The following is a 23,959-nucleotide window of genomic DNA, read 5'->3' as shown; positions in this document are numbered from 1 at the left end:
TTTATTACTTTTTTTTCGGTTTGACACACTTTTTTGAACGTTCCCCGATATATTTTTTTCAAATCATTCATGAAAACTTTTACATCTTTGCTAGATACATATTTCAGTGAATTCCTTATCTGATGCACTATACATAGCTGTACTTCTGCCTTAGGAAACACACTATTTATAGCCGCAGGAAAGCTTTTTAGCCCATCAATGCAGGCAATTAGAATATCTTCTACTCCTCGCTCTTTTAGGTCATTTAGAACTCCCAACCAGAAGTTAGCTCCTTCACTTTCAGCCAAATAAAAACCTAATACTTCTTTTCTGCCATTTTGATTTATGCCCAATATATTATACATGCATTTACTTATACAATGTCCGTCCTCCTTGACCTTAAAGAACATGCCATCCATAAACACTATTGGATACACTGATTGCAGTGGGCGGCTGCGCCATTCATTGATTACTGGTAGCAGTTTATCAGTAATACTGGATATCTCTGCTGCTGATATTTTGTGGTCATATATTTCCTCAACATGTGAAGCTATATCTCTGTATCCCATGCCACTGGCATATGTGCTTAAGACCTTTGCTTCAAGTTCTGGATGTAGGCTTGTTTGCCTTTTTTTGACTATTTGCGGTTCAAAGCTTCCTTCTCTGTCTCTTGGTGTTAATAGTTCAAATGAGCCTGAACTTGTACGTAAAGTTTTTGCATTCCTTCCATTTCTTCGGTTATTTTCTTCACTTTTAGCTGACATGTGGCTTTCTATTTCACCTTCCAGACTTGCCTCTAGCAACCTTTTTATAAACGGTGTTAATGCTCCATCTCTTCCTGTCAATGGTCTTCCTTCTCGTATAGATGACAGGATATTTGTTTCTAATTCTTTATAATCTACCAAACCAGTAGTTCTATTTGCTTGACCCATATCAAACCTCCATTTTTTATATCAATTTATTACTTTTTTTTCGGTTTGACACACTTTTTTGAACGTTCCCTGCATGAATATATTCGAAATGATTGGGCTAACTGAACCTCCTTGCGGAACTCCCTTTTCCCTAACTACCTTACTGCCATCTTCTAGCTGAATAGCGGCTTTCATCCACCTTTCAACATACAGTATGATCCATTTGCAGTTTGTATGCTTCTTGATAGCTTGCAATGCCAACTCGTGATCCAAATTGTCGAAAAACCCGGATATATCTAGATCTATCGTCCAATCATACCTCCAGCATCTTTTCCTTGCAGTATCTACCGCATCCAGTGCTGATTTATTTGGTCTATAACCATATGAATCTTCATGGAATTTTGGCTCTACTAGCAGCTCAAGATACATAGAAGCAGCCGTTTGCCCTATCCTGTCGAATACTGAAGGAACACCTAAAATTCTTTGTCCCCCTCCCGTATCTTTCGGTATTGCTACAGCTTTTACAGGCTCTGGAAAATAACTTCCTGATGACATCCGATTCCATAGTTTGTACAGATTATCCTTCAGGTTCTCTTCAAACTTTGTTATCGATACCTCATCCACACCAGCCGCACCTTTATTTTTCGATACTTGTTTATAAGCCCTCCAAATAAGTTGCTTTGGTATATCAAAAGACTTTGTTTTATTCATTAACTCCTCCCTTTCGGTTGATACATAATTAAAACTGAATAACTCAGCTCCTTCGCTCCCTTTCCATTACAGAAACTTCTTCACTACTACAAGCTGATCCGCCCCTGTTCTTCGCATCGGTACTCTCATCCTTGAAGTTTAGCTTCTTGGATTTCTCCCTTGTCATCGAAACGACAGGTTCCCGCAGTTCTACACAATAGCCTATAATAGTTTCACGCCACCTATATGCCGGACGCCACCTACCTAGTAAGCAAGTTCCTTGTAGATCTATCCCAGGAGAGATGGGAGCTCCTGGTTTTGACGTCGTCTCAGCCCTTTCGACACTTCATCAGTGGTTCATTTTCATTCGCCTCTCTATTTCGTACATGACACGTATTTGTGCCTTTTCCATAACGCTCACTACCTTGACTCTTTATCAAAGCAGCTTATGGTTGTTTAAAGCCTGCTCTTGCAAGCCGACTTTGAGGGACCTTCCCTCATCTATTGTGCAGCTTAAGCACTTAGTTTGCTCATTTCTGATCATTCTTTGTGTCTCTACGGCACACCCCATCCATAACCCTTGCTCTTTTGATGTTGCTATTTTGTTTTTTACTCTCTCTACTATCATCTCTCTTTCTAGTTGTGCTGCTCCTGATAACACTGTTTGCACAAATTTTCCCATTGGCGTATTATTGTCAAATATTTGCGTTACTGCTACAAAATTTACTCTATGTCTTCTAAAAAATGATGTAACTTCTATGCTGTCTTTTGTTTCTCTTGATAATCTATCTAGTGTGTACACTACTACACAATCTACTTCTCCTTTTTTTGCATCTTCAAATAATTCCTTTATCGCTGGTCTTTCTAAATTTTTCCCTGAAAATCCTCCATCATCGTACTTTTTAGCCAATGCTACCCAGCCTTCTCTGCTCTTTATGTATTTTTCACATGCTACTCGCTGCGCATCAAGACTGTTAAACTTTTGTTCTAGCCCATCCTCATTTGATTTTCTTGTATATATCGCACACCTTACTTCTTTTAGCATTTTATTCTCTTCAATTTTCATTTTTATCACGCATACCGAATAATAAAGGTCCGTTGTAGCTCATTCCCATTATTTTCCCGGCTACTGCTGATAATGATGTGAAAAATTCTTCTCTGTAGATTAAACCCTTGTCTGTTACCATCACCGCATGCATCTCTTCTCCTCTCTCTAATATTAGCTCTGTTCCTGCTACCGGAAGTTTGTCACTACTTATTCTTTTTCCCTTCTCTAGCCGATCTGCCAGATACTCTAGTCTTTTTGCTCCTTTTCTTGACATTTCTCCATATGCTTTTTCCTGCATTCTATAAGCTATAGTATTTCCCAAAGTAAATGATAAAGGTATAATAAGGTATTTGGGTTATAATGGCGTATAGTGTGGATTTAAGAGAAAAGGCAATATCGATGATAGGAAAAGGGAAGACGAAGGTTGAGGTGGCAGAGCTTCTGGAGATAGGAATAGCAACTTTGTACCGCTGGTTAAAAAAGAAAGCTGCTGGTGAAAGCCTCAAGCCATCTAAAAACGGCAGCTTCATTCGAAAAATAGACCCAAAAATACTCGAAGAATATGTTACAAAGAATCCAGATCATACTCTGGCAGAGATGAAACAAAATCTTGGATTTGGAATAAATTCAATTTGGTATAGACTAAAACAGCTAAAAATTACTTTAAAAAAAAGTCACACTATATCAAGAGCGCAATCAAGAAGCAGTTTATTGATAAAATCTCAAAAATAGACCATTCCAGCATCTTATATATAGATGAAGCAGGAGTTGATAATAAATTATACCGAGAATATGGACGTGCTCCAAGAGGAAAGAAAATTTATGCAGATATTCCAGCGAGAGAGAATCAGTATAGTAGCCGGGTGGATTGGAATGAGATTTATTGCACCAATGACTTTCAAAGGTGGGTGTGACAAAGAGGTATTCAATATATGGTTGGAGAAACCTAAATTGCCACTTGGCACAACCATAGTTATGGATAATGCTACATTTCATAAGACCACTAAAACAAAATCATTAATAGAGTCTTTTGGCTGTCATGTGCTGTATCTTCCAACATATTCACCAGATTTGAATCCCATAGAACACTGTTGGCATACCATCAAAAGCCGCCTCAGACCTCTAATGTATAAATGTACAGACTTACAACTTTTGGTTGGTAATACCATAATGGAAATTTATCATTCATTTTAGAAAATACTATAGTACGAGAAATCGAAAGGTCAGTAAGTCCTGATTTTACAAACGATACCACCTCGTTTTTTCTGCTCTCAGGAAAGATGAAATTCGGCTGATTTTCGTATAACTCTAGTAATTTATTTTGCCAACTTGACAAACGAAAAAAGTAGCTCTCTTCTTTTATCCACTGAACTTCAGCACCTGTTGGTGCTCTGCCATCTATCAACTCTGATTCCTGATAAAACGCTTCATCACGAACTGAATACCAACCTGAGTAAGAATCCAGATATATTTGCCCTCTCTCTTCAAGCCTATTCCATAGAGCTATAACTGCTTTTTCATGACGTTCTTCTGTGGTGCGAATAAAATCATCATAATCAAAGTTCATTAGCTCAGCCAATTTTCTGAACGTAACACTTATTTCATCTGTAAATTCTTTTGGCTCTATTCCCTTTACCTTAGCCGCTTTTTCAATTTTCTGTCCATGTTCATCTGTACCAGTGGTAAATTTGACGTTCTTTCCAGCTAATTTCATAAATCTAGCTGTAACATCACAGATAAGGGAAGTATATGCGTGGCCGATATGTGGCTTGTCGTTTACGTAATATATTGGCGTAGTGATGTAAAAGCTCTCAAATTGCTCCATCTTGTAGTGCTTAAAGCTTTATCGTATCTGCACTAGTAATAAAAATCAATATATATCCTATCGTACAAGCAATCTGAAAAGCCATTATACCGCTGCGTTTTGCAGCGGTATAATGTGAGTAACTTACGTTTGAGTTGCTATGATATTGTTGTCCATAACTTCACAACTGTACAAACATTCGTCTGTGAAAGCAGTGTGTTAAATATTATAGCAGATTTTGCCTCAAACACAAAAATGTCATCCCAGTGCCCAGACACTGGGATCCAGAAAAATTAATTGTAAACAAACGACTATACAACATGTTCAATAAAATTACAAAAAAGCTGGATTTCAGTGTCAAGCACTGGAATGACACTATTTGCTGTACAATTTACCTTCTAAAATCAATGTTCATACATTACATCCATGATTTCCAGAATGTTTTTCCGCATTAGAATGAGAAAACAACCCACCAGGTCTGGTTTCATCATAAGAAGGAGCACTTGGAACAGTATTAGGGTAAGGAGGTGGTGATGAATCATAACCTCCACAACTACGCCCTTGTCCAGGATAGCTATCTACCGCTTCTTCAGCCTTCTTAATATTTTCTGACTCTTTCTTATGTTTCATATGAAAAGCCACACCACCAGCAAGACACACAAGAGAATTAATGCCAAGAATGACTAAACCCCAAACTGGTAAGACTGGGTTAATAGCGCAACCTATCAAAGCTGCTAAAGAAATTGCACCAACTGCAAATTCTATATTTCTGAACATTTTAAGTTGACTATCTAGATAATCTATTTTTTCTGACTTTCTAGCCGTTTTTTCGCTGCTGTTGTACCAAACACACATTAAAGCATGGAAAGCAACACACGCAACTACAGCTACTATCCCTAAAGCTAATAATTTCCTGCTGTCTTCTGAGTCTTTTTTCTTATCTTCTCTGCTTTGGTAGCCAACAGTATCAAAACCAGGGTTATTTATAACTGTAGTACGACCACCAAACAGGTTGCTAAGTAGTAAATAATCCCAAAAATCTAAACCTCTATTATCATGTACGTGCGTGACTTGAGGGCCTGTAGTTTGTTGCCTATTGCTTCTATCATATTCTGTACTGTGCTGATCATTAGTTGGATTACTGCGCTTAAATCCCTTATACGCATCTTCAAAAATTTTATCACTCCAGTTCTCAATATTTTGCATACCACAAGAACATAAAAATTCTTGAACACCATTGTCACTGCCATTTTCTTTTATATAGGCAAGTGCATACCTTTTTAAAACACTATCACGCATAAAAGTTCCCCCTAAATTAAGGTTAAATTAATAAACATTTATTATAACAAAGTAAAGTTTACTTGTCAATTCAACCATACCCTAATACCCAGTTAATATCCTTTCCACCAATTCTTTTACTGTCGGTACGTAGCCATTTTCATAAAATGGGTCTTGCTTAAATCTGTACACATTGTGTCCAGAAAACATGAGTTCATTTTCAACATTGCCGTCATGTACAATGTTTTGCAGTGTCTTTTGTATACAGAAACTCCGTGGGTCTGGCTTTCGCCCTGTTGAATGGTCACCATGATCTTTCCAATTGCTAAACAGACAATGGCTTAAACATCCCATGCAATTAATTTGATCTTGTCTTATTTCCGCAAATTTGCCTGGTGTCACAAAAATAACAGTTGTATCTGGAGTTTTCATTACCTCTGTATACCCTGCTTTAATCCATGCATTTGCTAGCTCTTTGTCTTTTACAGTGAGGTAAATCTTTCTACCTCTGCTACCCATTGCAAATTCATTATTAAACTCTCCGCTTGCACTTTCCGAAAATTTTATTTGACGTGAATTCCTCTCCTGTAGCTCACGTATGAAGTTATTTCTTACTGCAGATGAGTAAAACCCTGTTGGACTAAATTTGTTTAAAAATACATCACCTTCTTCTAAAGTAAGTAACTTCTTTTTCCACTCTGTAGAAATCTGACTTTCTTTTGTTAAAAGTGGACGAGTACCAAGCTGAAAAGCTATTGGTCCGATTTGTAAATTGTCAAACCAATGTTCCCAATCCTTCAAATGCCACACTCCCCCTGCCATAACAATTGGCGTTTCAGCAAGACCAACCTCGTTCATGAAAGATCTAAGCTCTGCAACTCTTTCAAATGGAGCCTGCGGTAATTCTGGGTCTTCACTATTACTGAGCCCATTGTGACCACCAGCAAGCCACGGATCCTCATATACTACTCCACCAAGTAAAAAAGAAGATATTTTTTGGTAAGCACGTTTCCACAACGCTTTAAAAGCACGTGCTGATGAGATAATGGGGTAGTAATAAACTTGATATTTAGCTGCAATTTCTCCAAGCCTGTAAGGCATACCAGCACCGCAAGTGATGCCATGAACTAAGCCTTTTGCTTTTTCTAATATGCCATGAAGGACTTGTTCTGCTGCTCCCATTTCCCAAAGCACGTTCATATGTATTCTTCCACGGCCCTTTGATATTTCATTCGCTATTTTTGCTTGACTAACTCCAGCCTCAATACTATACTTGATTAACTCTTCGTGCTTTTCATTTCTTGTTTTACCTTTATAAATTAGTGGTACCAGCTCGCCATTGTCATCGATAAGTTTAGCATTTGCACCAGAAAACGTACCAACAGCATCCGCTGCAGCAAATGCCCCACTTGATCCTCCATCACTGATTGCAATACCTTTACCGCCCTCAATGATTGGCCACACTTCTTTCCCTGAAATCACTATCTTTTTTATCTTATCTTTCAAAATTTCCTCTTAATCTTTCACTCTATTTTACTTAATTACTAAAAAAATAATAGCTTTTCTTTTTATACCTATGCATTCAGTTTTAAATAGGCATAGGAGATGCTATAAATATAGTTTTATAAGAAATTTGCTATATGATCATAGGTTTAACAGGTGGGATTGCAGTTGGAAAGAGCTTTGTAGCCAATTGCTTTAAAGAATTTGGTGCCGCTTTGTTTGATGCCGACTCTGTCGTGCACCAGCTTTATAAAGTGGACAAAAACATAATAAGTTATGCAGAAGAAAAATTTCCTGGGGTAGTAGTAAATGGAAAAATTGATAGAACAGTATTGTCTAAATATTTTTTAGCACATGATGAAAATTGGAAGCAATTCCAGTCTTTAGTACATTCCGCTGTGCGAAATGAATTAGAATTTTTTATTGATCATGAGAAAGAAAACAACAGAAAACTTCTAGTTCTAGACATTCCACTCCTGCTGGAAACGAGATTCCATTTGTATTGCGATTTTATTGTTTTTATCCATGCAGATAGCGTTGTGCAAGCTCAAAGGATTAGTGAGCGTAATATGGATAAAGAAAAGCTGAATCTAATGTTCAGTATTCAGCTACCTATTGAAGAAAAAAGGCAAATGAGTAACTTCATAATCGATAGCAGCGCAAATGTTTTTTCTCAAGTGAAAGACATAATAAACTCGTTAGACCTCAGCACGTGATACGGTTATTTTTCACGAGATTACTCCGAATTTTAGCTGTACTATCAGCAGATTTTACCATTAAAATCTCAAACCTTGAGCCTGCGTTCAAAAATGATTCAACTGACTTACCGAAAAAATCATATCTCCACCCCTTGAATAGTTTATCTATCTGCCCAGATATTGAACCAGCTAACTCATCTTTTGATGAAACTAACTTTCTTGATATGTTATTTTCCTTACATTTGCTCTCTAAAATAATCGAGAGTATATCAAATACAGATTTATCATAATTATCTGACAGAGTATAATTTTGCTGCACAAACTCCTTCTCATTCTCATTGAAAATATTCATAAATTCTAATAAATCTTCCTCTTTTATATTTTTTGTGTTCCTCTCAAGATCATCTAAAACCTCGTCAATACGCTCCACATTTTTTTCAATAAGACCAATTATTACAGCATTATTAATTACTTTATTACGATTGATGTTATAGCGTTGTGCTAAAGTCTCTTGCCACTCACTCACTGCTTTAACAACTAACATTAGCCTCGGATTTGCTTCATAGTTAAATTTAATCCTCCTCCATGCATCTTTTGGACTATGCAAATACTTATTTATATCAACCAATAATTCCATCTCTTCTTGAAACCAACTCATCCTATTACTTTCTTCAAGTTTATTGCACAATATTTGGTATAGATCATATAGATATACCACGTCGTTTATTGCATAGTCTAGTTGATCCTCAGACAATGGACGCCTTAACCAGTCTGAATTTTTAGCTTTAATTTTATCCAGTGCTATTCCTTGATATTGCTCTACTACTTTTGAATAACCAATAAAGTCATGATAATAATGGCAAAACATAGCAGCAACTTGGGTATCAAAAATAGGAGTGGGAACACATTTAAACACAGTGAGTAAGGATTCTATATCCTGCCGGCAGCTATGAAACACTTTGATTATTCCCTGATTTAGCATCATTTTCTTAATGAATGATAAATCAATTTCTGGCACTAATGCATCTACAATAAAACTCTTCTCTCCGTAAGAAATTTGAATTAACGATAATTTTGGGTAGTAGGTTAAATTATTTCTAATGAACTCCGTGTCAATTGCTATAAATTTTGGATCTTTTTCCATCAATTCTTTACATGCATTTTCCAGTTCCGATGTCGTACTAATTAGCATATATTTTTTATTCAGTGGCTATATTTTACCACTTATATTAAATCTTTACAATTGATTGAAGTTGAGAGCACAATTGTATAATAACTAACTCTTCTGTAAATATACAGTTTTGCCAGACACAACGGTACGTACTACATGCCCTTTCACTTTGCGTCCACCGAAAGGCGAATTCTTTGATTTACTAGCAAAGTTGTCAACTTTAATTTCCCATTCATGATCCAAATCAACTAAAATTAAGTCCGCTACAAGGTTTTTCTGTATGCGGCCACGTGGCATATGTATGATATCTGCAGGCTTATATGTCAATTTTGCAAGCACATCAAGTAGACCCATTTGTCCACTATGATATAGTTCAAGTGAAAGGGGCAGCATTGTTTCAAGGCCAACAATACCAAATGCAGCATTTTCAAGTGGAAGATCTTTAGAACTAAGATCATGCGGAGCATGATCGGTTGCAATGCAATCAATCACACCTGTTTTTAAACCTTCAATCATAGCTAAACGATCTTCCTCAGTACGTAGTGGCGGATTCATTTTTGCGATTGCCCCATGTTGCTTTACTATATCTTCAGTTAAAGTAAAGTGATGAGGAGTTACTTCACATGTAACATTTAATCCCAAATCTTTTGCACGTTTAATAGCATCAAGTGAATCTTTTGAAGAGACATGTAAAATATGATAGTGTACATTTTCTATGTCCTTCATTAGCAGTATATCACGAGTTACCATGACCGACTCTGACGCACTCAAGATTCCCTTTACTCCCAATTCTTCAGAAATCTTACCCTCGTTAATTGCGCCACCAGCAGATAGATTCAAATCCTCTGCGTGTTGAGCAATAGGAACACCAAGCATACTTGAATAAAGCAGTGCCTGTCTCATAATCATTGTATTCATAACTGGCATACCATCATCGGTGAACCCAACTGCACCTTCTTCCTTTAAGAGTGCCATTTCAGTTAATTTTTCTTCCGAAGTGGTGATTTTAGCGTAAAATTGAACATTCACATGCGAAGTTTCAAATGCTCTATATTTCAAATACTTAGCCAAGACAACACTATCAATCGCTGGAACAGTGTTTGGCTGGCAAACTACAGTTGTAACGCCCCCTGCAGCTGCAGATTTGCTGCCTGTATGTATAGTTTCTTTATGCTCTTGACCTGGTTCACGAAAATGCACGTGAATGTCAATAAGACCTGGCATTAGAACAAGCCCTTCACAATCTATTGTTTCATCAACTCCACTTGTTGAAAATAATGATTCGCCAAAATCAACAATTTTATCCCCTTCAGTCAATAATGAACCTTTTATATCAAGTTTAGTTTCCGGGTCAATAATACGAGCATTGGTATACGCAATTTTATAGCCTTCCTTTTGCCCTGTCTGCAATAAATTCAAAATCATATTTGAGTATCAATTATAAAATAAATCTAAAGTTTTTTTAGTAAAACACAACCAAATTAAAGTGATGATATAAAACTAGCAATAAAGAATATTTAAATTAATACTCAAGCAGCTATTCTATAACTACCATTTTCGATTTCAACGTTATTAAGTGCGGTATTTGCGTTATAAGAACAGTAACATCCTACTGCAAGAAAAGTTAATGCAGCTACAGCAAGCGAAACACACATTGCTAAATGAACCATTGTTAGACTTGTACCAACAGCAAATGCTCCAGATAACACAAAAGAGGCAGAGGCATAGTTACTTTGCCTTCTATTATAAATGCTTGCTTCTGAAAGTTTTCTGTTTTTGTTCTTTGAGTCTTGATTTTGAGCTTGAAGTTCTAATCTCTCTTGCCTTAAATCCCTTTCTAACTGTGAAATTTTGTCAGTGTCTCTTGTTCTTTCACTTACGACCCTATTCAGCTCTTGCTCTTTTTCTGTAAGTTGAGCCTTTGTTCTTTCAAGCTCATTTCTAAGGTTTTCGAGCTGCTGCAATTCTTGAGCAATCAAATCGTCGTTTATTTCCGGGGCAACATTATGTACATTTGCTGAAGACTGTTCCACAGTTGCAGGGAATTTTCCATTTAGATATTCTCTGACAGGATTAAAACTTTTAAGCAACTCAATAACAATTTGATCATTCATAAAGCAATTATCTTCTACTAATTTTTTTATATCATCCAAATCTTTTCTATTAATAGCATCAGTTAATCGCTCTTTCATAACTTGCTCAATTATTTGCTTCACCCATAGATTTTGCTCTATAGCTGGTATCGGTTTTATTTGATTAAAATCTAGGTCTTTATGTTCTAAAAGTTTAGTCAATACTTCCGCGTTATCTTGTGTTATTCCTTGTAAACATGATTTGATAATCAGGCTAAGCAGCGTTTCTATTTCTCCATTGAAATTTCTTTTCCAGCAATTAGGGTTGAATTCTTCATTTAATAGTCTTTTTGCTTCATGGAAATTTCCATGAGAAAGAGCATTCAATAATTCTTTTCCTGTTTGTGCTTTTTGTATTTCTATGATCAAATGCTCAGCACGATTTTTTTTAGCACATTCCTCAGGATCTTGAAGTCTTTTATTTAGTAGATACATCATTATTCTCGGATGACTTAGTAAGAGTTGTAACACTTTCCTTTGTTGAAAGGACATTGCTAGATGCAAAGCTGTATTGCCATCACCTTTTTTTTGAATATTAACATCTATGCTTCGGTGAAGTAGAAGTAACCTAATCATACTCTGATATTCTTTTTCTTCTTCTGTTTCAGAGCCTGCAGATAAATCATAAATTATAGATATCAAAGGTGTCATGCCTTCTTCATTAAACGCATTAACATCCGCACCTTCTTGCAATGCTTGTTGAAAATGATTCAAAGCTTCTTCAGGTGTTACTCTTTCATCATCAGTGCCTTGAAATTGAATAGCTTTAAATAATTTTTTTGTTGATTGTCCTGAAGTTGTTTGATTTTGAGCTCGTAATCCTGCATCATTAACAACCCTTCTTCTAAAATCTACATTACCTCCCGAAAGCATACTAAATTCTCCCTAAACTATAATTTACTAACATAATTATAAAAAAAAAACAAAGAAAATTGCAAGCAATTTAGTTAAAAATTTTAGAACTAATTATGATTCCAAAAACTTTTCTGCATCAAGTGCAGCCATGCACCCTGTACCTGCTGCAACTACTGCCTGGCGATATACCTTATCTTGAACATCACCAGCAGCAAACACCCCTGCCCTACTGGTTAGAGTTGTTCCAGGTTTCGTAATTATATAACCTTGCTGATCCATTTCAACAAAGCCCTTAAAAATACCTGTATTTGGTGCATGCCCAATTGCAATGAACACTCCATCTACTTTCAATTCCTGGGTTTTATTGATGTCTGTCGATTTAATTGTAATGCCAGTAATTTTTTTAGGATTTTCTTCTCCAAGAATCTGCTCTACGGTATGATTCCATATTACCTTTATCTTATCATTTTTAAAGAGCCTGTCTTGCATTACTTTCTCTGCTCTTAACTTATCACGCCTGTGTATCAGTATAACTTCCTTAGCAAATCGAGTTAAAAATATTGCTTCTTCAACAGCAGTATTTCCACCACCAACCACAGCTACAACTTTATTTCTAAAAAATGCACCATCACAAGTTGCGCATGCCGAAACTCCGTAACCTTGAAATTTCTTTTCACTCTCCAGGCCAAGCCACTTCGCTTGCGCACCAGCTGCGATTATAATTGCATTCGAATAGTAGTCACTAGCATTACCACAAGATCTAAATCTATACTCATTAGAATCCTCAAGTTGTTCAACGCTTTTTATTTCGTCATTTATTACCCTTGCCCCCACCTTCTCTGCATGCAACCTCTTTTGTTCCATGAGTTCTGGACCTTGTATAGAAACAAAACCTGGATAGTTTTCAACATCCGTAGTAAGTGTAAGCTGACCACCAGGTTGCATTCCTGTTACTACAATTGGCTCTAAATTTGCACGTGCTGCATATATAGCAGCAGCATAACCCGCTGCTCCAGATCCAATAATAAGAACTTTTGTACTCAATTTATAATTCTGCACTGTGTGAGTTTAGATAATCAGCCACTCCTTCATCGCTTGCCTGCATTGCTGGCTTACCTTTTTTCCACCCTGCTGGACATACTTCACCATGCTCTTCATTATGTTTTATTGCATCAATAATTCTAATAAACTCATCGATATTACGCCCTAAAGGAAAATCATTTATCGATTGATGACGTACAACAAACTTATCATCAATAACAAAAGTTGCTCTTAGTGCAATTGAGTCATCATATAAGACCCCATAGTCTCTTGATATAGACTTTTTGATATCAGACACTAAATTGTAGCTAACCTCTCCAATACCACCATCATTAACTGGAGTGTTTCGCCATTTATAGTGTGAAAATTTTGAATCTATACTTATTCCTATCACTTCAACATTACGTTTTGAAAAATCTTCTATTTTGTTGCTAAATGATATCAACTCAGTTGGACAGACAAAAGTAAAATCAAGTGGATAGAAAAAAAGGACAGCATACTTATCCTTTATATGTTTACTTAAACAGAAATCATCAACTATTTTTCCACTAGCAAGAACAGCCGAAGCAGTAAAATCGATAGCGGATTTTGTTACAAGATTCATAACTAACCTATTCATTCTTAATATTTATAATTTTATACCTTGATACATTTACATGCAAGTTTTCTTTAGCCCCAATCCTATAAAAACGGTTCTGTCGCATCTATAAACCATAGGAAAGAAGATCATTAAAGGTGGGATTATAGGAGTTATGAAGCCATTAACATAGCAAAATTCTCAAAAGTAGAAACATTATTTAATAATTTGTCTTTTTTGAATCATACGAATATTTTCTATGCCTGTGATGGTAATCTTTGCGGAATGGAAGCTTTTAAACCCAAGCATTGGCTTTATTAGTTTGTTGATAAATCTATCAACAATATTATTTAGATATTTTATTTGAAGAACTGTAATCTTCAGAAATTTCTGCATTCAAATCATCAAGAGCAGCAGTATTACTGCCGCTTTTATCAATTACAATTTTCTCAGGAAGATAGTTACTCCTGAAGGCTTTACGAAAGAATGCAAGTGCTGCAGACTTGTCTCTACTAACACACAAGAGTACAGTATATAAATAAACCCATTTACCGTTTATTTAATGTAAGTCTCTCCAACTACTACCAACCTGCTTCTTTCTTTTCCTTACTGCCTCATCTATCAGTGGTGATAACCCACCTTTGTAACGTAGCATTTTGCTCCCCTTATACTCATCATTTCTTCCAAATCTCGATAGCTCAAAGAGAATCGACATTTCATGTATACAGATAACATCCTCTGAAAAGCTAAATCCTTTGAAATATGGCAACAATTTTTGATTGATACGAAACATCTTTGCTTTTTTTTTAGACAATTATATCATTCTTCTTTCTACTTCCCTACAAATGCGACAGAACCCTAAAAAAGGTGGTAGTTTAACCTACCATCTCCTCTGGTTTCACTATACTTTCAAACTCCTCCTCAGTGATCAGTTGAAGTTTTGCTGCTGCTTCTTTTAGAGTGATATTTTCTTTATAAGCAAGCTTCGCTATTTTTGCTGCATTGTCATATCCTATATGCGTATTTAATATAGTAACTAGCATTAACGACTGATTTAGTAAATCCTTTATTCTTTCTTCGTTTGCTTTAATATCAACTACGCATTTCTCTGAAAAATTTAAACTTGCATCAGCTAAAAGTCTTATAGACTGCAAAACATTGTAAATTATCACCGGCTTAAACACGTTCAATTCAAAGTGACCATTTGAGCCACCAATTGTCACGGCAACATGATTTCCCATAACTTGAGCACATACCATAGTCACTGCTTCGCATTGAGTTGGATTCACCTTACCCGGCATGATTGAAGAGCCAGGCTCATTTTCTGGTAACATTATTTCTCCAATTCCGCATCTTGGACCAGAACCAAGTAGCCTTATATCATTTGCAATTTTCATCAAGCTTACTGCTACTGTATTGAGTGCTCCACTGAGCTCAACTAAAGCATCATTTGCTGCTAGTGCTTCAAACTTATTTTTTGCTGAAATAAATGGAAAGTTAGTGATTTTTGCCACTTCTTTAGCAAAATCCTCAGCAAAACCCTTTTTAGTATTGATTCCCGTGCCAACCGCGGTGCCACCTTGTGCAATTTCATATACATTGATCAGAGTTGACTTTACTCTCTCTATTCCCTTTTTAATCTGAACTGCATAGCCAGAAAATTCCTGCCCAAGTGTTAGAGGAGTTGCATCTTGCAGATGAGTACGCCCTACTTTTATTATATCCTTAAATTCATGAACCTTATTATTTAGCGCTTTATATAATTCTTCAAGATTGGGAATAAGCAAGCGGTTTATTTGCTCTGCTACTGCTATATGCATTGCTGTTGGAAAAGTGTCATTTGATGACTGACCACAGTTTACATGATCATTTGGATGCACTGGAGACTTACTACCTAAATCACCGCCCAAAATTTCTATTGCACGATTGCTGATCACTTCATTCACATTCATATTGGTCTGCGTCCCAGACCCGGTTTGCCAAACAACAAGCGGAAATTGATTATTAAATTTACCGTCTATTACCTCCTGTGCCGCTGTGCAGATTGCATCCCCTACTCTATTATCTATGCTACTCTGTTTCATGTTAACACGTGCTGCTGCAAGTTTTACTATTGCTAGCGCTTTAATCAGGGGCTCTGGCATTTTCTCTGTACCAATTTTGAAATTTTCCAAAGAACGCTGAGTCTGCGCTCCCCAGTAATGTTCACTTGGTACTTCTACTTTTCCTAAGCTATCTGATTCTATTCTAACTTTTTTATCCATATTTCCTCATTCTAGTGTTTGACATTACCTACATATATGATTAGTTAAATCAAATTGTATTTCAGTGTCAAGTTGAGACATTTTTAGTCCAGACCGTAGAAAATTTTCAAGCCATATCTTTTGCTTCTATTACTTTTTTATTGTTATTAAGGCAATCATGCAACCTTAAGCAATAAACCTACTTTCACTCTCTATAAGGCTATTCTACTTAGAGATTGAATAGTGAAAACATCTTTAAGCGCAGAAGCTATACCTGTGTTTGCTTTCTCTTTTTTTACTTCTACAATTGTATAACCAAAAATTGCACCTAACGCTAGACTAACGGTCGCTGATGCTGCACAAACTGAAATCGCTGCTCCCGCAGAACATGATATTGTCATACCTGCAACATAACCTATTGTACCACTTACACCAATGCAGACGTATTTCTTCCGTAGCTCTTTTTGTATATGACTTTTCAGATATTCTTTTACATCTAAATGCCCGTTTCTAGTAGCATAATTCAGAGCAGTGTTTTCATAGCCATCTTTCACATTAACATTTGCTTTTGCTGTTTCTATCAGGTACTTTACTACCTCTAAATAGCCACTTCCAGCAGCCCACATTAGAGCAGTTCTTCCATAGTGATCTGTTGAATTAATATCTTCTTTCTGTTTTTCTATCAGGTATCTTACTGTTTCTAATTGACCATTTTTGGCAGCTGAAAATAATCCTGCATGATTGTTAATCATTTGTGCAAATGATAATATTTTTAGTTTAGAGGGTTGTAACTCTTTAGTATTAAAGTTTAATTGTGCTGGAACAATTTCTACTTCAAGCTCTACATGTTCTCTTATGAGAGAGTAGGCTTTTTACCTGATCAATTGTTTGAATTCTTACCTTATAATACCGCAATAAAGAATTGATTATTTCCCTGTTGTTAAGAAAAAATATCACTAATTCTATTTTACCTGTTAAATCTTTAGCATAGATTGAGTATTCTATATTTAATCTATCTTGTGAAATATTTTGTATTGTCTCACTCTCTGTCCAAATTCTTACCTGTTCATTAATTCTCTTACTTACAAGAAAATTATATAATTCACTATCTTCTTCCTTCATTTTATTGAGCTCATCCTTACAGTCATACCAATAAGATGATAACTCTGGTATACAAGTAGGAAGAGGCAAGCGAGGTATTGACATATCAAGATTAGCTATTAAATGATATCTAGTTAGAAGCTTTGCTACCTCCGTATGGCCATTTACAATAGCATATGTTAGGGCAGAGAATTGACCTTTACGTTTCACATTTAAATCAGCTCCATTTGCTATTAGAAGTTGTACTACCTCAAGATGACCATGGGCAGCAGCATGAATTAGAGCAGTTATGTTTCCCAGAGATTCTGCATTAACATTTGCTCCCTCTTCTATCAAGTATTGTAATATCTCTAGTTGACCATTGTCAGCAGCCCATATTAAAGCAGTTCTCCCATAATCATCATCTATTGTATTAATAATTGCTCCACCCTGTATAGCTTGCTGAACAAAATCTAGCTGTCCTTTTTTAGCAGCATCAATTAGCTGCGTATTTAGCTGTTTTTGTGATGGCATATACTCCTCCTAAAAAATATACAATTTAAAGCTATTTTAGCCACTATTCAAGTTTTAATGGCTAAAATTGATTGAATCACTTTTTAGTGTTTTTTTATGATTATTTGAGTCTAGCAAAGATGAGTCTATATCACAATCTAGTAATTCTCCTACTGCACTTAGTAAACCAGCTGTACAACCAGCTATTTTGATCTGGATGAGAGGAGATATAATTTATAACCACTCCCCTATCCTTTCTAGTTGTTTGTAGATGTTAAATCTCAGGAATTTATCAAAATAAGGAGAGGCAATGAAGGGAGTAGTATCTCTTAAATAATTAGATAAGAAATCTGGTAGAATATTCTGAAATTCATGCATTTTTTGTCTATAATCTTTCAAAGCAATAACCTTTATTTTATCATAATCAAGTTTCCAATAAGCAAGCTCCGAGACTTCTTTTTTTGTTGTGTATTCCACTGCTAAAGCTTGTAAAATTAATTGCGGGAAAAATCCTGACATAACTTCCTCATTGGAAGGTGGTGAACCAAGTTTATAGTCTATAATTGCTACTTGCCCACCTGGTAGATACTCAACTCTATCACATCTTGCTGTCAATAAAATTTCCTCTGTCATTCGAGTATCTGACCAGCTCTTATTACACAATTGTCTGGTGTGTTCATTTGCAATCAAATTTTCTGGATCCAAGTAGTCAAGCACTGGGATGACACCCTTATTCTTAGTGGAAGTTGTACAGCATCCGCGCAGTTGTGTGTCACGCGCTGGAATATGAAATATCGGATAGGAAAAGCTCTTCTCCAACTCAACTTGATTGTTTCCAGTCCTATCAAACTCAACAAAAGATTGAATTATCCTCTGCAACCTTACCCACCACATATTTGAAAAGTGGAATCGATTAGACGAGAATATTTCTCGTGCAATACTCATCAGCGACTTTTCGTTGCGTAAATATCTTGCAAGAATATTGTGTACCATAGTGCCAAACTCCAATATCGATGGCTTAAAATTTAAGTCTTTCAACTGTCTAAGGTTCAGTATGTATTCAACATAAAATGAATAAGGGTTACGAATCAGTTTTTCTACCGCACTGCAAGACATCACTTGCATTTTTTCTTCTCTGACTTTGGCTTGAGGTTTTGGCATAGGCTGAGTACATGGAACAATGCACTCAGGTGTATTTAATATTCTTAGCCAATTGCGATAAGGATATTTTGGTTCTTGTAACAGAACTTCCAAACGGCGCAATAGAATTGATTTTCTATCACTCACTAGCCTCGTAATATAAACCTTGCCGGCACCAAATAAATTGCGCAAAGTATACAAAAAGTACCCTTGCTCTTCTTGCACAGAAGGAAGGTTAAATTTTTCTCTATTCAGTGCACTCAAAAACGGATTCTGAAAATTTGGTATATCATTAAATCCAGCAAGTATTACAACTTTATTTTGATATAAGCTAAATTTATCAAAGTTATTTTCTGGAGAAAAAAACTTCCTTTTTAAAAATAATATCAGGATTTGACTATATAACTCTAAGGAACACTCAATTGCTATACCGTCACATGCATTTAAGAAATCACGAGTAAAATTACCTATTTCACCATTTAGCTCTAGAAAATTCACATTAGAAAGCACATTAACACACTGTAAATGAGCTGCTGCTATATCAGAAATAGGATAATTTATAAGATTAAGTAAAAGATTAAATATAGTTTCTAATCTACTGATAATAATTAATATATCTTCTTTATATCTTAGCTTTTTACAAGTACTAATAGCGTTGATAATATCCTTAAGACCATTTATATCAAAGCTACGCAATACTTCTATCTCAAACTCAGATAAAATACGAGTGTACTCTTCTTGAGCGTAACCAAAAGTCACTAGCCTATGTTTAAGAAGAGAAAGCAATGCCACACCGTTCCATTTTGAGTTCAAAATCTCAATACTATAAAGCAGAAGCGTCACATAAGAATAGTTTTTCGATATGGGGCACACCATACGAGCTGCAAGTAATTTATCAAAGACAAACAAAGAAACGTTTTCATAACCTTCATTCTCCATAATTAGTGACGTCACCTGTGCTTCTTCCTCTCTGGAATCACAAGTGATGACTTCAATATTGCCAATATATCCATTACTAACTTTACTTAGATCGGCAGTTGTATCAAAGACATAATCTAGTTCAGGACTGCCTGTCATCCCAGCCCTCTGATTTTTAGTGTACGAACATTGTAATTTGCAGGTAATTTGAGTAGTAGATGATGTCATTCCAGTGCTTGACACTGGAATCCAGTTTCTATTGGACAGCCACCTGGTGCACTCATTTAAAGTTAAGTTTTCTGGATCCGAGTGTCTGGACACTGGAATGACATCAGAACACGCTTCTGGCAGAAAACTTACATCCTCTCTGCCTATACTTAAATAATCGAGCAGATCTTTCAGGCAATATTGATAATGTTTTTTATCAAGTGATTGCCAATCTTTCTCTTTAATTTTCAAATTCAGATTAGGTAAAATTATCTTTCCAAATGGCAGGTCGTATACAGCTTTAATCAACAACTTATAAATCTCCTCCTTTCCAATTCCAATAAAGATCATATGCTGATCTTTCTTCAGGGAGGCTATCATATTGTTTATGTAGTCACTCTTATGCTTTAGTATATCTACTACTCCTAAATTTTTTAAAGTGTTATTCCAAGTTTTGATAAGTAAGTTTATGAAATTCTCCATTTTCTTCGAATGCTCATCAAGCTGATAACAATCCGCTATTTGGGTATATTGAAGTAATGACGGCAAACTGTAAACTAGATCGATTGGAAAACTATCATTGTGTTTTTTATTCCACTCCAATATAAATTGAATGAGTAGCAGCGTTCTCTTTGTCGGGTTAATAACTTTAACTCTATCAAGATTTAATATTAAATCTTCTTCATCAATGTTTTCTAGTGAAACTATCTCTGGCAAAATTATAGTTCTGTAATTCTTGAATGCACTCAGCAATGCTATCACATCCCTCTTGCAGGGAAGTATGATCTTTATCTCGGGAATTTTTTCTCTTTCATATTCAGAAAATATGTGCTGAACCAATACATTGAAAAAGGACTCATTCACATTAACGGTAAAAACTCTTCCCACTAACAGTAACAATTAATACAACACTTTTATTGTATAGAAATTATTTAAAATATAAATGTGCTCGCAGTTTCTTATGCTATGATATATTAAAGTCTTTCACAATATTACATGGCAAACATCAGAATAGAAGTTTTTAATAAATGTGAACAAGTTGGCCGCAGAAGGGTAGTTAATGTTTACTTGATTTACATAAGCAAAGAATTACCATCAAAATTACATGAAGAAATTTGTGGGCTATTTTATAATAAAGTCATACAAGACTGCCGTTATTATTCCTACAATGAAAACCTTGAAAAAGTTCAATATAACTTCATAGAATCACAAGCAAAGTGGGGCTTGGAGATAAGCTTTTTACCTGGCATGACCGATAACGTAGGAAACACGGCAAAACAAATTGTTAGAGAATATCTAATGAGCAAAGGCCACATTGATGAAAGTGTTTCTATCAAGGCAAGAAGTTCAAAATTGATTCTAAGTCAAGGAGGTTTTCCAACCGAAGATGACATAAAACAGGAATTCAATCCTATTACTGAATATTGCACACTTGTCTATAAAGAAAACGGCAATTGCCATTGGAAGTATTACAGTAAACCAAATACCCCACCTGGTGTCATTATAGCGCGTGACCAGGAAAAAAAAGAATGGATTCCAGTGTCAAGCACTGGGATGACACCAGGTAATAATGGAGCAAAATCTGTCAAACTCAATGTAAGTGACCAAGAGCTTGAAAAAATCAGCAGAGATGGAATCGATGGTAATGGCACTTTAGGGCTCTCGCTGGCAGCAATGAAAGCTATAAAGGATTACTTTAAAAAACTCGGTAGAAATCCATATGATATTGAACTTGAGTCTCTGGCACAGACTTGGTCTGAACATTGTAAACACAATATTTTTTGCTCCCCTATTGATGAAATAAAAGATGGTCTATATGCTCATTATATTAAGCGTGCAACGCGTGAGATAAATTCTAACATATGCGTGTCAGTTTTCTTCGACAACGCAGGAGGAATAATTTTTGATGACGATTACTTGATTGTAGATAAAGTTGAAACTCACAATAGTCCTTCAGCTCTCGATCCGTTCGGTGGAGCAATGACTGGAGTGCTTGGAGTTAATCGAGATATAGTCGGTTTTGGCAAAGGTGCAGAACCTATCATGAATACTTATTACTTTTGCTTTGCCAAAGAATCAAAAGGCAAACTTTATAGAGATAAAGAGCGTACTGATAAAATCTTACCACCAAAATATATAATGAAAGAAGTGATTCACGGTGTTAATGTTGCTGGTAATTGCTCCGGTATTCCAACGCAACTTGGATCGGTATACTTTGACGATAGATTCTGTGGAAAGCCATTAGTTTTTGTTGGAAGCATCGGAATTATTCCACGGAATATAAATAATGCACCTTCACACATAAAAGAACCCAAAAACGGTGATAAAATCGTAATTATTGGTGGAAGAGTTGGAAGGGACGGAATTCACGGTGCAACTTTTTCTTCAGAGGCATTGTCGGGAAACAGCCCTTCAACAATTGTGCAAATTGGTGATCCTATAACACAAAAAAAATTATCCAACGCCGTCGTAAAAGCAAGAGATCTTGGTCTTTATAATGCAATAACGGATAATGGAGCAGGCGGTCTATCATCGTCCATTGGTGAAATGGGAAAAGACGGATTTGAAGTTGATTTGAGCAAGGTTCTCCTTAAAAACGATGGTATGGCTCCGTGGGAAATATGGATATCAGAATCACAAGAGAGAATGACCTTAGCAGTGCCAGAAGAAAATCTTCCTGCGTTTAAGCAAATCATGAAAACACATGATGTGGAGGTCTGTGTAATTGGAGAATTCAACAAAAGTGGCAAAGCCGTTGTTAAATGTCCCCCAGGGGCAGTAATAATGGACATCGAAACTGAATTTCTGCATGACGGTAATCCCAAAGTGCATTTACAAACAAAGCCATGGTCTGGAAAATCTAACCCATACGCTGTCATTCCAGAATTCTCTCCTGTTATCCCAGTGCTTGACACTGGAACCCAGCAGGCTTTGTCTGCAAATAAATCTAAAACTTTATGTCAAAATACGTGCGATGGCAGAGTTGAGCTTGAGATAGATTCCAGTGTCAAGCACTGGAATGACACCTTTGCACTAAAAGAAATGCTAAGCAGACCAAACATACGCAGCAAAGAGTTTATAGTGGTGCAATATGACCATGAGGTTCAAGGATCGTCAATACTGAAACCACTGCAAGGCAAGGGAAGAGTGTGCAGTGAAGCTATTGTCTCGAGGCCAGTCCTTTCTTCAAACAAAGGTGTTGTAAAATCGCAGGGATTTGGCTCAAGTTATGGAGAAATTGACACTTATCACATGGCAGCATGTGCGATTGACACTGCAATACGCAACTATGTAGCCGCAGGAGGAAATATAAATCATCTAGCGTTGCTCGACAATTTTTGCTGGTGTGATGCTTATAATCCAGAAAGGCTGTGGCAACTAAAGAGAGCTGCAGAGGCTTGTTACGACTTTGCAACTGCATTTAAAACACCATTCATATCCGGAAAAGACAGTATGTTTAATGACTTCAAGGGATATGATGAAAATGGCGAGAAAGTGATAATCTCTGCACCACCTTCATTACTCATCTCAGCAATTGGAATTATAGAAAATATTGAAAATGCGGTATCGCTTGATGTGAAAATGCCGGGAGACTTGATATATGTACTTGGAGAAACACTTGATGAACTTGGTAGATCTGAATATCAGTTATATAGTGGAATAGATAATAACAACGTGCCAAAAGTTAATGCAAAGAGCGCTAGGAAGTTGTATGAGCATTACAACCAGGCAATAAAAGATGGCATAATTGTCTCTGCAATTGCACCAAACTTAGGCGGCTTAATTATTGCTTTGGCAAAATCGCTAATTGCAGGAGACCTTGGTGCTGAAATTGATCTTTCACTAGTACCAATAGGAAAAACACAAAATACAGACATAATAAACAAGATAATAATGTTTTCTGAATCGCAAAGTAGAATATTAGTAACCATTGCCCCGCAAAATCAGCGGAAGTTTGAAGAATTGTTTAAAGGTATAGTTTTTTCATGTATTGGAAAAGTGACAGAGGAGAAAGCTCTCAATATAAAGGATATTATAAGAATAGATTTGAAAGACTTAGGTACTAGTTTAAATAACTTTTGATTACGCTAGACAAATTTTTCATTATGTGTAATGTCTGATTAAAATAAATGCATATTATTAAATTTGGGTAGGTGATTATGTCCATTTT

The 23,959-nt window shown here is 36.0% G+C and carries 15 protein-coding genes and 7 pseudogenes; 4 read left to right on the top strand and 18 right to left on the bottom strand.

Annotation, left to right across the window (positions count from 1 at the left end):
* Positions 1-20 precede the first annotated feature (20 nt).
* The 4 genes and pseudogenes from OOT12_RS03170 to OOT12_RS03155 all read right to left on the bottom strand — a co-directional run.
* Positions 21-911: pseudogene (locus OOT12_RS03170) on the bottom strand (IS256 family transposase); the annotation flags it as partial.
* A gap of 21 nt (positions 912-932) precedes the next feature.
* Entirely contained in the window at positions 933-1,601 is a 669-nt protein-coding gene (locus OOT12_RS03165; protein WP_264685389.1) for a reverse transcriptase domain-containing protein, read from the bottom strand.
* 544 nt (positions 1,602-2,145) lie between these two features.
* Positions 2,146-2,625 (bottom strand): annotated as a pseudogene (locus OOT12_RS03160) (recombinase family protein); the annotation flags it as partial.
* Positions 2,626-2,635: 10 nt separating this feature from the next.
* A pseudogene (locus OOT12_RS03155) lies at positions 2,636-2,938 on the bottom strand (DUF2924 domain-containing protein); the annotation flags it as partial.
* 50 nt (positions 2,939-2,988) lie between these two features.
* Between OOT12_RS03155 and OOT12_RS03150 the strand changes: the two are divergent.
* Both OOT12_RS03150 and OOT12_RS07360 read left to right on the top strand, forming a co-directional pair.
* Positions 2,989-3,360: a transposase gene (locus tag OOT12_RS03150; protein WP_264374776.1), complete on the top strand. Its 372-nt coding sequence runs from the start codon at positions 2,989-2,991 to the stop codon at positions 3,358-3,360.
* A gap of 24 nt (positions 3,361-3,384) precedes the next feature.
* Positions 3,385-3,822, top strand: a complete 438-nt coding sequence (locus OOT12_RS07360) for a transposase (protein WP_265014909.1) — start codon at positions 3,385-3,387, stop codon at positions 3,820-3,822.
* A 10-nt stretch (positions 3,823-3,832) separates the two neighbouring features.
* Here OOT12_RS07360 and OOT12_RS03145 read toward each other — a convergent pair.
* From OOT12_RS03145 to OOT12_RS03135, 3 genes and pseudogenes are all read right to left on the bottom strand, one after another.
* Positions 3,833-4,453, bottom strand: a pseudogene (locus OOT12_RS03145) (methionine--tRNA ligase); the annotation flags it as partial.
* Between the two features lie 390 nt (positions 4,454-4,843).
* A complete protein-coding gene (locus OOT12_RS03140; RefSeq protein ID WP_264375316.1) occupies positions 4,844-5,731 on the bottom strand; it encodes a DUF1129 domain-containing protein in 888 nt (295 codons plus the stop codon).
* An 81-nt stretch (positions 5,732-5,812) separates the two neighbouring features.
* Positions 5,813-7,216 (bottom strand): NAD(P)H-dependent flavin oxidoreductase, encoded by a 1,404-nt coding sequence (locus tag OOT12_RS03135; RefSeq protein ID WP_264375317.1) that lies wholly within the window; start codon positions 7,214-7,216, stop codon positions 5,813-5,815.
* A 134-nt stretch (positions 7,217-7,350) separates the two neighbouring features.
* On the opposite strand from OOT12_RS03135, the gene coaE reads away from it, so the two are divergent.
* The gene (gene coaE / locus OOT12_RS03130; RefSeq protein ID WP_264375318.1) at positions 7,351-7,929 is read left to right on the top strand and encodes a dephospho-CoA kinase; all 579 of its coding nucleotides are present in this window, start codon (positions 7,351-7,353) and stop codon (positions 7,927-7,929) included.
* On the opposite strand, the gene OOT12_RS03125 is transcribed toward coaE, so the two are convergent.
* The 11 genes and pseudogenes from OOT12_RS03125 to OOT12_RS03080 all read right to left on the bottom strand — a co-directional run bounded on the left by OOT12_RS03125 (position 7,919) and on the right by OOT12_RS03080 (position 20,676).
* Complete coding sequence (locus tag OOT12_RS03125) at positions 7,919-9,103, bottom strand: ribonuclease D (RefSeq protein WP_264375319.1); 1,185 nt, start codon at positions 9,101-9,103, stop codon at positions 7,919-7,921. The genes coaE and OOT12_RS03125 overlap by 11 nt on opposite strands.
* Before the next feature lie 84 nt (positions 9,104-9,187).
* The gene (locus OOT12_RS03120; protein WP_264685388.1) at positions 9,188-10,507 is read right to left on the bottom strand and encodes a dihydroorotase; all 1,320 of its coding nucleotides are present in this window, start codon (positions 10,505-10,507) and stop codon (positions 9,188-9,190) included.
* Positions 10,508-10,611: 104 nt separating this feature from the next.
* A pseudogene (locus OOT12_RS07350) lies at positions 10,612-10,860 on the bottom strand (TomO hydrophobic C-terminal domain-containing protein); the annotation flags it as partial.
* 834 nt (positions 10,861-11,694) lie between these two features.
* A pseudogene (locus OOT12_RS07345) lies at positions 11,695-11,865 on the bottom strand (ankyrin repeat domain-containing protein); the annotation flags it as partial.
* 315 nt (positions 11,866-12,180) lie between these two features.
* Complete coding sequence (trxB, locus tag OOT12_RS03110; protein ID WP_264375322.1) at positions 12,181-13,128, bottom strand: thioredoxin-disulfide reductase; 948 nt, start codon at positions 13,126-13,128, stop codon at positions 12,181-12,183.
* Positions 13,115-13,714: a peroxiredoxin gene (locus OOT12_RS03105; protein WP_010401485.1), complete on the bottom strand. Its 600-nt coding sequence runs from the start codon at positions 13,712-13,714 to the stop codon at positions 13,115-13,117. Before OOT12_RS03105 ends, trxB begins: the two co-directional genes overlap by 14 nt.
* Before the next feature lie 146 nt (positions 13,715-13,860).
* Positions 13,861-14,480, bottom strand: a pseudogene (locus tag OOT12_RS03100) (IS6 family transposase).
* Between the two features lie 82 nt (positions 14,481-14,562).
* Positions 14,563-15,951 (bottom strand): class II fumarate hydratase, encoded by a 1,389-nt coding sequence (gene fumC, locus OOT12_RS03095; protein WP_264375323.1) that lies wholly within the window; start codon positions 15,949-15,951, stop codon positions 14,563-14,565.
* Positions 15,952-16,142: 191 nt separating this feature from the next.
* On the bottom strand, positions 16,143-16,682 hold the full coding sequence (locus tag OOT12_RS03090; RefSeq protein WP_264685387.1) for an ankyrin repeat domain-containing protein: 540 nt from the start codon (positions 16,680-16,682) through the stop codon (positions 16,143-16,145).
* A gap of 82 nt (positions 16,683-16,764) precedes the next feature.
* Positions 16,765-17,544, bottom strand: a complete 780-nt coding sequence (locus OOT12_RS03085) for an ankyrin repeat domain-containing protein (protein WP_264685386.1) — start codon at positions 17,542-17,544, stop codon at positions 16,765-16,767.
* A gap of 213 nt (positions 17,545-17,757) precedes the next feature.
* Positions 17,758-20,676, bottom strand: coding sequence for a PD-(D/E)XK nuclease family protein (locus OOT12_RS03080; RefSeq protein WP_264375416.1), 2,919 nt, complete (start codon positions 20,674-20,676; stop codon positions 17,758-17,760).
* Positions 20,677-20,784: 108 nt separating this feature from the next.
* Between OOT12_RS03080 and OOT12_RS03075 the strand changes: the two genes are divergently transcribed.
* The gene (locus tag OOT12_RS03075; protein WP_264685385.1) at positions 20,785-23,871 is read left to right on the top strand and encodes a phosphoribosylformylglycinamidine synthase subunit PurL; all 3,087 of its coding nucleotides are present in this window, start codon (positions 20,785-20,787) and stop codon (positions 23,869-23,871) included.
* The last annotated feature ends 88 nt before the right edge of the window (positions 23,872-23,959 follow it).

This window comes from Wolbachia endosymbiont (group B) of Parapoynx stratiotata, from assembly GCF_947250635.1.
Taxonomy (GTDB): Bacteria; Pseudomonadota; Alphaproteobacteria; order Rickettsiales; family Anaplasmataceae; genus Wolbachia.
Note: the sequence above shows the minus strand (reverse complement) of the source record. Positions and strands in the feature narration are given on the sequence as shown.

Coding starts and splice junctions, on each gene's coding strand:
- OOT12_RS03165 (WP_264685389.1), bottom strand. CDS start 1,601: ATGAATAAAACAAAGTCTTTTGATATACCAAAGCAACTTATTTGGAGG.
- OOT12_RS03150 (WP_264374776.1), top strand. CDS start 2,989: ATGGCGTATAGTGTGGATTTAAGAGAAAAGGCAATATCGATGATAGGA.
- OOT12_RS07360 (WP_265014909.1), top strand. CDS start 3,385: ATGAAGCAGGAGTTGATAATAAATTATACCGAGAATATGGACGTGCTC.
- OOT12_RS03140 (WP_264375316.1), bottom strand. CDS start 5,731: ATGCGTGATAGTGTTTTAAAAAGGTATGCACTTGCCTATATAAAAGAA.
- coaE (WP_264375318.1), top strand. CDS start 7,351: ATGATCATAGGTTTAACAGGTGGGATTGCAGTTGGAAAGAGCTTTGTA.
- OOT12_RS03125 (WP_264375319.1), bottom strand. CDS start 9,103: ATGCTAATTAGTACGACATCGGAACTGGAAAATGCATGTAAAGAATTG.
- OOT12_RS03120 (WP_264685388.1), bottom strand. CDS start 10,507: ATGATTTTGAATTTATTGCAGACAGGGCAAAAGGAAGGCTATAAAATT.
- OOT12_RS03105 (WP_010401485.1), bottom strand. CDS start 13,714: ATGAATCTTGTAACAAAATCCGCTATCGATTTTACTGCTTCGGCTGTT.
- fumC (WP_264375323.1), bottom strand. CDS start 15,951: ATGGATAAAAAAGTTAGAATAGAATCAGATAGCTTAGGAAAAGTAGAA.
- OOT12_RS03090 (WP_264685387.1), bottom strand. CDS start 16,682: ATGATTAACAATCATGCAGGATTATTTTCAGCTGCCAAAAATGGTCAA.
- OOT12_RS03085 (WP_264685386.1), bottom strand. CDS start 17,544: ATGCCATCACAAAAACAGCTAAATACGCAGCTAATTGATGCTGCTAAA.
- OOT12_RS03075 (WP_264685385.1), top strand. CDS start 20,785: ATGGCAAACATCAGAATAGAAGTTTTTAATAAATGTGAACAAGTTGGC.